Origin of the sequence: Pseudoalteromonas sp. SWXJ133 (assembly GCF_015864365.1) — a bacterium.
GTDB classification, from domain to species: Bacteria; Pseudomonadota; Gammaproteobacteria; order Enterobacterales; family Alteromonadaceae; genus Pseudoalteromonas; species Pseudoalteromonas arctica.
Genome location: NZ_JADYXJ010000011.1, coordinates 18957 through 32225, shown reverse-complemented (window position 1 = coordinate 32225; position 13269 = coordinate 18957). Strand labels below are relative to the sequence as shown.

Genomic DNA, 13269 nt, shown 5'->3' with positions numbered 1-13269 from the left:
TGTTTGGTAGGTATTGATATTTAGAATATGTAAACTATGTTTAATAATTGCACTTGTATTGAGTGTTGTTATTAGGTACATTCAACTTGTTTCATACATGGAGAATATAAAATGAATGTTGGTTTTGGCTTAATGAATATGTATTTTGGGTATAACACACGTGTAGGTGATGTTCAGGGATTAACTAAAGCTGTCGGTGAATATGAACAAATTGCAGCTAACGCTGAAACTCCAGAAGAGCGTGAGCGTTATGCTAATGCTGCAAAGCAGATAAAAAATGAAATGCTGCCTCGCATGAGAGAGGAAATGAATAACTATGCTAAACAATTAGGCTTAGATACAGACGAAGTAGGAAAAGTTATAACAAAAGATGAATTAGAAGAAAAAGAAAACATACAAAAACATACCCTATTTGAATATCTTGAAGATGGAACAAGTAACGATTTGTATAGCTATAAGGCCGGACAATTTTTAGAAAAGGACGTTTGATTCTTTAGAGAAGTGTTATTTTAGTAATAGTGTTCAAAAAAATTAAGCTGTAACTTACTGCCAATTTCAGCATCCCTTGCCATTTCATCGCTCATTAACTTAAGTAGCGGTTTGTCTCATTTTTAAAAAGCATGGCATCGTACTTAGTCGGGTCGTCAAGGCCCATTGCAAAGTGTGAACTGAGAATCAAAAAGCTAAAAAATTCACTCCTCCTCGCCTTCCGCTTTCGTGCAAAAAATGCGTCAAATTGACAACCCTAGTGACACACCATTTTTAGTTAAGCCTTGCAGTAAAAGGATCTGAGGGTCTTATGAAAAAGATCTGAATGTCAAAAGTGTGACAATGTTTGACATAAAGTGACACACAAACAACTCCAAAAAGAACAAAATAATCACTTCATCCATTAAGGTTTTGTCGCGGTTCTTAAGTACCAGTAGGTCGTAATCGGCATCGTTTTGCTCAGCTTGCATACAGCCCCTTGATTTTTCTTCAAACTGCGCAATCTTGAAATTGTTTTCAGCGCGAGCTACACCAGCGGTCATTTCTGCCGCTATGCGTTTACGCTCAACATAGCCGCCAGTTAAATCGGCTATTGGGCAGTAATAAATGAAACCAGAGTTTTTAACCATCCTATTATCTAATCCCTTGTATAAATTTAAGAAGCTTTTAGGCTCTTTGCTAAACGCTTGGTGCTTTAACCTACAAAGTAAGTTTAAGTTTTGTTGGTTGTTTTTATAAATACCAATTCCCGTAAATTAGTAGTTTGGAATTAGACTAAAGTCTATAAGTTAATTTTATTCACTTATTAGGTTTGTTTTAATCGTTTGTCGGTTTTGTGTTAATTCTCTAAAGTTTAGTTGTCGGCAACAAGTACGACTTAACCAACAGGACTACGACCATGAAACTTACTCTTATCAAAACTATCGCTCTTAGCTCACTACTTACATGTTCAGCTGCTGCAATGGCTGAGCAAAGTGATTACAAATTAATGGTTATTGAAACTGCAACAGCGCCACAGCCACTTGAGCAATCATTTAATAGCTGCGCACTGAATGTTAAGTCAAAAAATTACGCGCAAGCTGAAACAATTTGTACTAAAGCAATTGCACTTTTAAAAGATGCAGATGGCCCTAAATTTAAAGTACGCCAACTTACGTCATTCGCATTAAGCAACCGTGGTGTTGCACGTTTAAAAGCGAATAACGACACGGCTGGCCTAGCTGATTTATACGAAGCAAACCAAATGTCTACAAGTACAATGGTATCGCACAACTTAACTCGCGCTAAAGAAGACCTATCTTTAATAAGCGCTTTATAAAATGCTTACAAAAGTATGATATAAAATAGCGAGAGTAAAAAAAAACCATGTTAGGTTAATTCCTAACATGGTTTTTTTTGTTTTATTAAATGCGTGGGCTAATACGTTAAATACATTAATATTTTGGGTATGCTTGTTTAGGCTACACGAATATAATGCGAGATAACCGTATAAAAAATAATAACCCTTCTGCTTTGCTTATTTTGAGCAAGGTATCATTAAATAAATATTGAGATGTAAACCATGGCACCAGGAACCAGCCTAAGCGTACTTGAAATAAGTGCGATATTTTTATCAATTACCGCGTTACTCACCTATGTAAACCATCGCTTTATTGGCTTGCCAACAACCATTGGCGTTATGGTTATTTCGATGCTTTTATCTATCGGCGCTATATTTTTGGGTTTTTTAGGGTTTGATGATCTTATAGATTACGAAGTGAGCTTGCTCGATCAGTTAGATTTTACTGAAGTTTTGCTCGATGGCATGCTCTCTATGCTGCTGTTTGCTGGGGCGCTGCATGTAAATGTTAGCGATTTAAGGCGCTATAAATTGCCAATCGGTATTTTGGCCTGTGTTGGTACGTTGCTATCAACGGTTATTATTGCAGGCGCGCTTTATTTAGTGCTTCCTTTGCTTGGTTTTGATTTAGCGTTTATTTGGTGTTTACTGTTTGGCGCATTAATTTCGCCAACCGATCCGATTGCGGTAATGGGAATTTTACAATCTGCGGGTGCGCCTAAAAGTATTGAAACCGTGATTGCGGGTGAATCGTTGTTTAACGATGGTATAGGCGTGGTTATTTTTGTGCTTTTATTGGGTGTTTTATCAAGTGGTGATATTCCTACAACCTATTATGTAGCGCACACGCTGGCGGTTGAAGCGGGTGGTGGTATTGTTTTTGGTTTGGTATTAGGTGGTATTTTATATTACTTACTCAAAAGTATTGATAGTTACCAAGAAGAAGTACTACTTACTTTAGCGGGCGTTATTGGTGGTTATGCATTGGCAAGCCATTGGCATTTGTCGGGCCCACTTGCAATGGTAATGATGGGCTTAATGGTGGGTAACCACGGCCGAAGCTGGGCTATGAGCGACAAAACACGCCATTACGTTGATTTATTTTGGGAGCTGATTGACGAAATTTTAAATGCCATTTTATTTGTACTCATAGGGCTTGAAGTCGTCATGATTGCATTTTCGAGTAATTTATTTATTGCTGGTGGCTTAACTATTTTTATAGCGTTAATGGCACGTTTAATTGTTGTGGGTATAACAACCACTACATTTAATAAGCAATTAGAGTTGCCATCTGGCGCATGGAAAGTTTTAACCTGGGGTGGCTTGCGTGGTGGTATTTCGGTTGCATTGGTATTGCAGTTACCTGATGGGAACGAGCGGGATATTTTATTGGCTCTTACTTATGCGGTTGTGGTGTTTTCTATTTTAATTCAGGGTTTGAGTATTGGTAAAGTAGCCAAAACTATCCGTTAAAAATAAATTGGTTAGATCAAACCTGTTAAATGTAATTTTTTAAAAAGCGTGTGAAATAGCTGTATTTCACACGCTTTTTATTTTTCTTATAAAACAAAAGGGCAATTAAAACGTAAAGCTGAGCTGCACACCGCTGTAAATATGTTCTTGTGCTTCCCAGTAGTCGCCATCTATTTGGCGTGCTCGAGTAAATACTTCTATTTTAAATGGCTTAAAGTGATAACCCGCACCTATACCTGCGTAACCGTCTATGTCGTTGTTCGATTTTTCTATTTGGTAGGTGTTATCGCCTCTATCGTTTTTAAAGGCGAGTTCGAACAGATCTAAGCCAAGCTCGGCGTATATAAAAAAGTCATTAAAATAACCAAGCTTCATGCCATTGTCCCACGTTATAAATTCTTCTTGCTCGCCTTGTTTATTATCGATTACTGCCGCGCCAATTGCGCTTGTAAAAACAACACCAAAGTTACTGTAATTTTGCTTAACCATCATTTCTACACCCGCAGATGTAATGCTGCTATCGCCATTAAATTCTGATTTTATAAACATACCGGTGTTAGGCATGTCATTACCGAGCAAAAGCCTTGCGTTAGCATTTTGGCTAAATGATAAAAGCGTGCTTAATAAAACAAAAAGAGGAAGTGTGTATTTCAAAAAAGTTAACCTATTAATGATGAAAAGTTACCAGAGCCGTAATTATAAATACATAACTTAGTATTGCATGTAATTAAATGTATAAATTTGTTTGATTGTTATTCAGTTATGCCAAAGCAAGGTGCTTAAAATAAAACCGACTAAATAAAAGCATAAATAATTATATGTATTTTAAAATGCAAAGTAGCGATTTTAGGCACGTAAGATAGTGCGTAAGTTATTTAAATATATAGAAAAAGTTTAAGCGTATTAGACTAAGGTCTATAGGTTAATTTTCTTCACTTATTAGGTTTGTTTTAATCGTTTGTCGGGGTTGTGGTAATTCTCTAAAGTTCAGTTGTCGGCAACAAGCACGGCTTAACTAATCAGGAATATGACCATGAAACTTACACTTATCAAAACTATCGCTCTTAGCTCACTATTAACATGTTCAGCTGCTGCAATGGCTGATCAAAGTGATTACAAATTAATGGTTATTGAAACTGCAACAGCGCCACAGCCACTTGAGCAATCATTTAATAGCTGCGCACTGAATGTTAAGTCAAAAAATTATGCACAAGCGGAAGAAATTTGTACTAAAGCAATCGCACTTTTAAAAGACGCAGATGGCCCTAAATTTAAAGTACGCCAACTTACGTCATTCGCATTAAGCAACCGTGGTGTTGCACGTTTAAAAGCGCATAACGATACTGCTGCACTTGCTGATTTATACGAAGCATCAAAATTATCTAACAGCTCAATGGTATCGCACAACTTAACTCGCGCTAAAGAAGAGTTATCGTTATAAAAAACCTTTATAACGTGTTTTATAAAGTGCTTACTAAAGCATGATATAAAATAGCGAGAGTAAAAAAGCCGATGTTGGGTTAAACCCCAACATCGGCTTTTTCGTGTTTATTAACTTTGTATTGTGTTATTAAAAATAAAAAAACTGTATTCTGCTATTTATTGTTTAGTGATTTGCATGGTTTTTAACTAATTGTAATTACTAAGTATTTTTATAGATGTTAGACTAAAGTCTATAGGTTAGATTTATTCACTTATTAGGTTTGTTTTTATCGTTTGTGGTAATTGAGCTAACACTCTAAAGTTTATTTGTCGGCAACAAGTACGACTTAACTAATTAGGAATATAATCATGAAATTTACACTTTTAAAAACCATCGCTCTTGGCTCATTATTAACTTGCTCAGCTGCTGCAATGGCTAATCAAGGTGATTATAAATTAATGGTTATTGAAGACTCTGTAACTGCAGCCCCAGCATTTGAAAAATCATTTAATAGCTGTGCTTTAACTGTTGAATCAAAAAACTACGAAGAAGCAGAAGCTATTTGTACACAAGCAATTGCTTTACTTAAGCAAAGCCATGGTCCGCGTTTAAAAGTACGTGAACTTACATCGTTTGCATTAAGTAACCGTGGTGTGGCTCGTATAAAATCACAAAAAGACACTGCTGGTATTTCTGATTTATATGAAGCGGTTCAAATTTCTAAAAACTCACTTGTAACGCATAACTTAACGCGTGCTAAAGAAGAATTATCTCTTTAATATTAAATTTATAGCTTGAATTAGCTGTAAAATTCGCGAGTATCAAAACCCCACGTTAGGTAAAGCTTAACGTGGGGTTTTTGTATTTGTATTAAAACACATTTGTTTACAAAAAAACTCTACCACTCAACCCCTTTAAACTCGGCATGCATAGCTTATATTAGTGAGGAAAAGTAAATAAAAGCGAATGATATATTTATTTAATTAACAAATGTAATAGCTAAATCTAACATTCCATGCAAGGATATAGGTACAGGGTATGTTAACTTGTTGCCATCTCCCATAAATATTCAATAAATTTCAGTTGTTTAAATTTACTTATTATTTATTAAAGTAACCAATTCAATTTATAACAATATGATTTTTAATAATTAAAGTGCAAAAAAGGAAGTCTTTGTATGTCTTTTAAAAAAAGTCAGTTAGCTATTTCATTAGCGTTTACGCTAGGCCTTGTTGGGTGTGGTGGCGGTGATAAAGCGGTAGTTGTAGAACCAATAGTAGCCAAGCCTGATCCTGTAAAAGTAGAACCCGTAGAAGTAACAACTATTTCTCTTACTGGTAAGGTTATTGATGGCTATGTATCTGGTGCAATAGTATGGCTAGATATTGATGGTGATGGTACTTTTGATGAGCAAACAGAACCTTCTGTAGTCTCTGAAGAATCGGGTAATTATAGTTTTAACTTTACAGAAGAGCAGGCGCTGTGTGTGCCGTATTCAACTATGTATGTAGATGTACCCGTTGGCGCAATTGACGAGGATTTAGGGGAGGTAACACAAGCGTATCAAATGTCATTTCCGCCCTCAATTGAAGCGTTGACTGATGAAGACATTCGAAATATATCACCTTTAACAACCGTTATCTGGGAGCAGTTGAGTCTTCAATTACAAAAAACTGGTAGCAATAATTTAAGTTGTGATGCACTTAAAGAAAATACTGAGTTGCTTGCAAATGTTCAAAGCGAAATAACGAATGTTATGCAAAATTTGGTTGCTCATTATAATTTGACGACAGAGCAAATTTACTCAGATTTTATTGCCAATAATGACAGTGATGCGTACGACAGAGCACAAGCGATTGTTAAGGGATTAAAAGCTGCCTATAAATATAAGCAAGAACTAGATGCTCAGTTTCCTGACGCAGAAGAAGTAAGAGCAGTGATTTATCAAGACACAGCGAAAGATGATGAGTATGAGTTTGAAAATGCATGGTACAGAGACAAAGTTATTTTTGCAGGCGCTGAGCTTATTTATGAGCAAGTAAAGCTTCAAAATACAGACGAACTCGACAAAATTGACGTTATTCTGAGTCGACTGAATTCAGCAGATACGCCTTGGGGCGAAGAGTCGTTAAATGGAAAATTAAGAGTTAGAGACGATGTATACATTAATACCGATCGTACTTATCGGTGCTCTAGCATTGAGAACGTTAGCTTTGAGAAAAGTAATGTGCTTTATAGCGTTGATAATACAAGCCCATCGGTTAACTTTCCAACAGCTGATGAATGTGTTAGTGATAATTTAGATACACCGTTCGAGCGAGGTTTTAGCATTAGCTATACTGAGTCGGGATCGTATTACCAAACTGACTTTGCCTTTAGAGAGGAAAATGCCGACTTTCAAACATTATCTGATTGGGTAAATGTTAAAGACAAAGCTGCTGATCTAGAAACTCAAGATTTAGTTACTGTACTCGCTGCTATGCCTTATAAGTTTGATGACGAAACATCTATTGATGCTAGCTTTTGGCGTAAATACAAAACCACAGACAACGTACGTATTACAAAGACAATTGAAGGACAATGGTTTAGAGATACCCGCCGAGAAGATGGAACAATGCTGCATGAGTGCGGTGAAAATGGTGTTGATTGGGCTCCATGCGAATAATGTAAAAAGCACTTTAATAAATATTTAGCTTAGTGCCAGTCAGTTAATAACTGACTGGCATTTTTTTGTTTAAAAAAGCTTACTTTTACGTACGGTTATAACTATATACTTGATGAACTCTATTTTTAATCTGTTTTTTACTAAGGTTTGCTGTAAAATCACCCGCTTAACATTTGTGTAGCAATATTTACAACTGTTATTGCTCGTTAAATATTCAAACCAATTTAAGTAGAGCTTATGATTTTTTATATTAGTGGATTAAGTTTACTGGTTATTATTTTATGCGTATCGCTTTACGTAATTTACAGCAATGTGCATAAAAGTCGGGTAAGAAAATCCAAAGAATACAACGTACTGTTTGATAAAGACACGATAGTGGATGATTTAATCACTCAACTAACAGAAAAAAATCAAACACAAGAAAACCAAGATAAAACAGCTAAAGGTAAAGAAGAAATCCTTGCAATATTTGTTGAGTTACATCGTTCTGGTAGCTTTTGCGCACATTTGAGTGAACAGGAAATTATTTACTTTGTTAAAAAGAAATTAAACATGGAGAGTAGTAAAAATGGATAGCGAAAAAGCAGTCCCAGCAGTAAAAAGTGACTCATTTATGAGTCGGTTTGGTCGTCGTAATGTAATTGTTGTTTCATCAATTGTTGTTGTATTAGCCGTAATTGCAACGCTTACATCGCAAGTTGTTTCGTGGAATGAAGCAGATGAGCGTTTAGTACATCAATCGGCTTTTACAGGTAACTTAACCGTAATAAATCAAGCCGGCCCTTATTTAAAAGCATTTGGTACTACATCAGCATATAAAAAAGTAATTTCGATTAACTTTACGGGCGATGCCGGTGCAACAGCAAGCGCAATTGTACCGCTAATACCAATTCGATTTTTAGATACGACAACAGGTGGCGCACGAGGTGTCTCTCGTTTTAGATTGCCAGGCAATGTACCAGCAGCAGAGTCGGGTGCTTTACGTGGTTTACTTAAAATACACGAAGAGTTTGGTTCACAAGAAACATTAATATCTAATTTATTAATGCGTGCAACCACTGAAAATGTAAAAGCGTCGGCGCGTATGATGTCGGTAGAGCAACATTACTCTGGTGGTAATGGTCAATTAAGCCAAGATTTTGCTGATCAATTAACCAACGGTATTTTTGTTACTGAACAAATTATTAGTACGGGTGAGCGCGATAAATCTGACGATTTAGGTAATTTAAGTAAACAGCAGCGTGTCACTATTAATATTAAGATGGACGATGAAGGTAATACACTGCGTAATGCACCAATTTTAGGCGCTTACGGTATTACAGTAGTTGATGCCAGCATTATTGATATTGACTACGAAAGCAAAGTAAATGCTCGTCTTGAAGCCCAAAAGCAAGCTGCTGCTGATGAAGCGCTAGCGCGTCAAAACCTTAAAAAAGCTGAGCAACAAGCACGTACTGAAGTGGCTTTAGGTGAACAAGCAATTGCTAAGCAACGTGCTGAATCTGAAAAGCTAAAAATTAAAGAGCAAATTGATGCTGAACGAATTAAGGCAAATGCCATTATTTCTGCGCAGCAACGAGTGGCTGTAAAAGCGGAGCTTGCAAAAGAGCAAGAAGAGATTTTAAAGCAACAACGCTTAGAAGCATTAGGTATGGATGTTTTAGCTGAAGCTCGCTTAAGAGCTAAGTCTGCTGCACTTGATCCTAAGTATGTATTTGATGAAACGTTAAAAGCAGAAGTTAAAATTCAAACTGCTTTATTTACGAGCTTAGGTAATAGCCGTTTAGTACCTGAAATTGTAATTGGCGGGAGCCAAGGCGAGCAAAGCAATGGCTCTGAATTTATGCGTTTATTAGCCGCTGATGCTGCATTAAGCCTTAAAAAACGTTTAGAAAAAGATAAAAAATAAACGTTAATTAAGTATTGTACAAACAATAAAAACGTTGGCTGACTTACATCGGCCAGCGTTTTTTATTGTGTAAATTTTGCTATTGTATGGCGCGGCTTAGCTTGTAAAAACAAGCTTTTTAAATTATGAGATAAAAGAGTGAGCAGTACTTATGGACTCCAGTAAGCAGTTTATTTTAGATTTAGGGCAAGAGCATATTACCATTCAGCGACGATATGAAGCGCTGGGAGCGTTTAACGATTTTTTGATTGCTGTGTGGTTTTTAATTGGCAGTTTTTTCTTTTTAAATGACTCACTAATAGAAAGTGGCACATGGTTGTTTATAGCGGGCAGTGCTCAATTGCTTATAAAACCTGTTTTGAAGTTGATCAGCTTAGTACATGTTAGTCGGGTATTTCATTCAAATAAAACTTCATAAATAAAACCATAAATACGACTCATGATGAGTCCAGTTATTATGGCTAATAATTTACCTGTATAGGTAAATTATTAGCTATTTAAATATCAAGGATAGAAAAGTGAAAGTACTAAAGTGGATTGTAGTTGGAGTAGCGGTTTTATTAGTTATAGGTTTACTAATTCCCGAAAAAATAATGATTCCGGTACAAGGTGCCACAAGTAAAGATTGGAACCACAATACGTTTTGGTACGAGCCTTGGGGTAGGTCGGGTGTGCACAAAGGAATTGATATTTTTGGCACAAAAAATACCCCCGTAGTCGCCTCAACAAATGGGATAGTTATATTTTCAGGTGAGCTAACCCGAGGCGGTAAGGTGGTTGCAGTACTTGGACCTAAATGGCGCGTGCATTATTTTGCACATTTAAATGACTACTCGGTAAGTACAGGTGATGTAGTAAGCATAAACAGTCAAATTGGCTTACTGGGCGATACCGGAAATGCCGCAGGAAAACAGCCTCATGTGCATTATTCTATTTTATCGTTAGTGCCTATGCCGTGGCTTTTTACAACGCAAAACCAAGGGTGGAAAAAGATGTTTTTTTTGAGCCCACATAAAAAACTCACTGCTAAATAATTACTTCATTATTTATAAATGACCTTTGTGTGAATAATAGTTTTAGGTGTTTAAGCAAGGTATTTAACAGCTAAAATTAGTTAATAAGTAAGCGTGTATTTAAGCTAAAAATTAGCCTGCAACAGGTGTTTTACCCGCGCGAATATTTTTAATGCTTTTAATAAACATATAAATACAGGTAGTGATTAAACAGCCTGCTAAATAAAACACAATACCGTTGGGTGCATCAGATAAATTTGCGGCGAGCATAGGGCCAAATACCGAGCCAATGCTGTAACTTAAAAGCATAACCTCAGTTGCCGATACTATTTTTGCCATTGGCAATGAGTCGCACGCAAGTGTTATAGCAATCGGGTAAAGTGCAAAGCTGCATGCGCCTAGTATTAAGTAGCTTACTATTAATCCTGCTAAAGTGTTTGCTTGTAGTATCCCCACAGCACCGGCTGCGCCTACTAAACAAAACATACCCATCAATAAGCTTTTTTCAAGCCGAGTAGATAAGTAACTCACAAGCGGCTGCACGACCATGCCACCTAAAATAATAACTGCCATAAGTGTTCCTGTGTACTGAGCTTGATCAGCTTTTGCTGAAATATAAACCGGCATTAAGCCGTAAATAGGGCCCAGTAATAAGCCTGATGCCAAGCATCCGAGCATTGCAGGGTGGCTTAGTGTTTTTATTTCTTTTAGTGGTAGTTTTTCAAGGTGCTGTTTTTCGGGCTGACCTTTGGTTATTAATAAAGGCGCTAAAATAGCTAAAAATAATAGCGAGGCTACAAATAAATAAGGCGTTGAACCTTCAGTGCCAAGCGGCCCTATAGCAAGTTGACCAACGGCGCTGCCGCCATAAAGTGAGGTCATGTATAAGCCTAAGCGTTTAGCACGCGACTTTGCTATGTTGGTCATTAATAACCATGACTCAACAACGACGAACACACCTGCAACAGCAATACCTGCAATAAAGCGAGCCGCTAACCAGTTACCCATATTTGGAATAGCAAGCTGTGCCAGTACGCTTACAATTAATAAGCTTAAAAATAATATAAAAGCGAATCGATGACCTATTTTTACCACCACGCGTTCAATGGTTGTAGCGCCAACAAGTAAGCCAAAGTAAAAAATGCTCGCAAGCCAAGGCGCAAGGTTTTCATCAAGCTTAAATGCGGGTAACGACAGCGGAATAAGGCTCATTAAAAAGACGGATGCGATAGCAAAAAATGACAGCCCAATAACAGGCGCTAAAGGGTTGTTTGGGGTGCTTGTGGCGGCTGATTCGGCCATTTGTGTTTATCGACTCTTGAAGGTAAATAACCACTGTTTTAAAGTTTGAGAGGTTACTTTAATAATAAAATTTGCGCGAATTTAGAGCCAAATCAAAAATAAGTAAAGTGATATTTTATTAAACAATATAAATACATTTTAAAACGATCTTTTAGGTAAATTATCGGATCTATTATGCTTTTTATTGTAGTGTTTTTATGTAGATATTGTTTTATATTTGTGAGCATTTATTTGGGCGTGTTGCTCTTTGTGGATTGAAATTTGTTCAATCTAGGGGCGATTTAATCGCGGCGCGAGGTTTGTAACCTAGCGGGCTAAGTAAAAACCGAGCAACAAAGAGTTAATCGTCCCTAGAAAGAACCCAAGGGCAGCGCATGTTTGGCATTTATGCTGCGTTATCGCCTATTTATGGGGAACAACCACACTACATAGGCTCTGCCTTGCTTAAATACCAAACAGTCTGCTGCAAAATTAATCACGAAAGGTCAACACGCCCTAGTTAAACCCTATATAGAATAGGGTTTAACAGATTTTTAATGCAAGCTGACAGGCACATATCGCATGCTGCACGTAACTTTTTAAAGTTAATTAATATCGGGTGTAGAGTCTCTTAAAATAAGCTTTGGCTGAAAGACGTGCTTTACTGTTATGTCGCTTTTTTTATAAATATCTTTAAGTACTAAGTTAGCCGCAGCTCGACCCATTTCGGGAACTGGGTTATCTATTGTAGTAAGCGTTGGGTAGAGGTAATTGGTAAAAATTACGTTATCGAACCCAATAATGGCTAAATCTTTTGGTAGGTTAAAACCGTGTTCGCGGGCGTATTTCATGGCACCCGATGCCATTTCGTCATTGGCACATACAAGGGCGGTTATTTGCGCCTTATTTTGAATAAAATGCCTTAAGCCGTCACTGCCGCCGGTTTCTTTAAAGTCGCCTACATAATATAAGTTTTCGTCAAAGGTGAGGTTGTATTCTGCGAGGGCTTTTTTGTGGCCTTTTAAACGATTTGATGCATCTTCTTTAAACTGCGGGCCTGCTATGTACGCAATGTTTTTATGACCTTTGTTGATCATGGCTTTGGTGGCTAAGTAGCCGCCCATTACGTTGTCGAGGCTAATGCAGTTTTCTTCAATTTCTTTAACGTAGCGGCTCATTAAGTAAATAGGGGTTTTACCTTTACTCAGCTCAATTAGGTAATCATTTGATACCGCTTCTACGTGTGCAATAATAGCGTCGCAATTACGGCTTATTAAAAATTCAAAGCCGCTTTTTTCTTTTTTCTCGTCACTATGCCCAGGGGTAATAATAACGTGTTTACCCGCAATACGAAGGTGCTCTTCAATGGCTGACATCATTTGACCAAAAAACGGACCATCTAACTCAGAAACTAAAATACCGACGCTGTTTGTGGTACTGGAGGCTAAAGAGCGGGCAATAGAACTTGGCTGATAGCCTAGCTCTTTCATTGCTTCTAATACCTTTTTTTTAGTTTTTTTGCTTACGTAGTCGTTGTCGTTAAGTACCCTTGAAACAGTTGATAAAGACACACCTGCCATTTCTGATACTTGATAAATTGTCGCCATTGATGTCCTAGCTTATATGTGTTTTTACTCGCGCTTTATAAAAATATAAAGCGCGAAGGGTCATTAAAAG

At 37.1% G+C, this 13269-nt stretch carries 14 protein-coding genes; 10 read left to right on the top strand and 4 right to left on the bottom strand.

Annotation, left to right across the window (positions count from 1 at the left end; all coding sequences use genetic code 11):
• The first annotated feature begins 111 nt into the window (after positions 1-111).
• Positions 112-489, top strand: a complete 378-nt coding sequence (locus I6F40_RS10270; RefSeq protein WP_197192873.1) for a hypothetical protein — start codon at positions 112-114, stop codon at positions 487-489.
• Positions 490-797: 308 nt separating this feature from the next.
• Here I6F40_RS10270 and I6F40_RS10265 read toward each other — a convergent pair whose 3' ends face one another.
• Positions 798-1118, bottom strand: a complete 321-nt coding sequence (locus I6F40_RS10265; protein ID WP_231609343.1) for a hypothetical protein — start codon at positions 1116-1118, stop codon at positions 798-800.
• Between the two features lie 269 nt (positions 1119-1387).
• On the opposite strand from I6F40_RS10265, the gene I6F40_RS10260 reads away from it, so the two are divergent.
• Positions 1388-1807 (top strand): hypothetical protein, encoded by a 420-nt coding sequence (locus I6F40_RS10260; protein WP_197192872.1) that lies wholly within the window; start codon positions 1388-1390, stop codon positions 1805-1807.
• A 243-nt stretch (positions 1808-2050) separates the two neighbouring features.
• Positions 2051-3301, top strand: coding sequence for a cation:proton antiporter (locus tag I6F40_RS10255; RefSeq protein ID WP_197192871.1), 1251 nt, complete (start codon positions 2051-2053; stop codon positions 3299-3301).
• Between the two features lie 105 nt (positions 3302-3406).
• Here the strand turns inward: I6F40_RS10255 and I6F40_RS10250 are convergent, their stop codons facing one another.
• A complete protein-coding gene (locus I6F40_RS10250) occupies positions 3407-3955 on the bottom strand; it encodes a hypothetical protein (RefSeq protein WP_197192870.1) in 549 nt (182 codons plus the stop codon).
• A gap of 379 nt (positions 3956-4334) precedes the next feature.
• Between I6F40_RS10250 and I6F40_RS10245 the strand changes: the two genes are divergently transcribed.
• The 7 genes from I6F40_RS10245 to I6F40_RS10215 all read left to right on the top strand — a co-directional run bounded on the left by I6F40_RS10245 (position 4335) and on the right by I6F40_RS10215 (position 10332).
• Positions 4335-4742, top strand: coding sequence for a hypothetical protein (locus tag I6F40_RS10245; RefSeq protein ID WP_024590869.1), 408 nt, complete (start codon positions 4335-4337; stop codon positions 4740-4742).
• Between the two features lie 350 nt (positions 4743-5092).
• Entirely contained in the window at positions 5093-5503 is a 411-nt protein-coding gene (locus I6F40_RS10240; RefSeq protein WP_197192869.1) for a hypothetical protein, read from the top strand.
• A 398-nt stretch (positions 5504-5901) separates the two neighbouring features.
• The gene (locus tag I6F40_RS10235) at positions 5902-7389 is read left to right on the top strand and encodes a hypothetical protein (RefSeq protein WP_197192868.1); all 1488 of its coding nucleotides are present in this window, start codon (positions 5902-5904) and stop codon (positions 7387-7389) included.
• Between the two features lie 237 nt (positions 7390-7626).
• Positions 7627-7965, top strand: a complete 339-nt coding sequence (locus I6F40_RS10230) for a methanolan biosynthesis protein EpsI (protein WP_166379388.1) — start codon at positions 7627-7629, stop codon at positions 7963-7965.
• Positions 7958-9298, top strand: coding sequence for an SPFH domain-containing protein (locus I6F40_RS10225; protein WP_024600641.1), 1341 nt, complete (start codon positions 7958-7960; stop codon positions 9296-9298). Before I6F40_RS10230 ends, I6F40_RS10225 begins: the two co-directional genes overlap by 8 nt.
• A gap of 151 nt (positions 9299-9449) precedes the next feature.
• On the top strand, positions 9450-9716 hold the full coding sequence (locus I6F40_RS10220) for a YrhK family protein (RefSeq protein ID WP_197192867.1): 267 nt from the start codon (positions 9450-9452) through the stop codon (positions 9714-9716).
• A 100-nt stretch (positions 9717-9816) separates the two neighbouring features.
• Positions 9817-10332 (top strand): M23 family metallopeptidase, encoded by a 516-nt coding sequence (locus tag I6F40_RS10215; RefSeq protein WP_197192866.1) that lies wholly within the window; start codon positions 9817-9819, stop codon positions 10330-10332.
• A 111-nt stretch (positions 10333-10443) separates the two neighbouring features.
• Here the strand turns inward: I6F40_RS10215 and I6F40_RS10210 are convergent, their stop codons facing one another.
• Positions 10444-11613, bottom strand: coding sequence for an MFS transporter (locus tag I6F40_RS10210; RefSeq protein WP_197192865.1), 1170 nt, complete (start codon positions 11611-11613; stop codon positions 10444-10446).
• Positions 11614-12197: 584 nt separating this feature from the next.
• A complete protein-coding gene (locus I6F40_RS10205; protein ID WP_197192864.1) occupies positions 12198-13199 on the bottom strand; it encodes a LacI family DNA-binding transcriptional regulator in 1002 nt (333 codons plus the stop codon).
• Positions 13200-13269 lie beyond the last annotated feature (70 nt).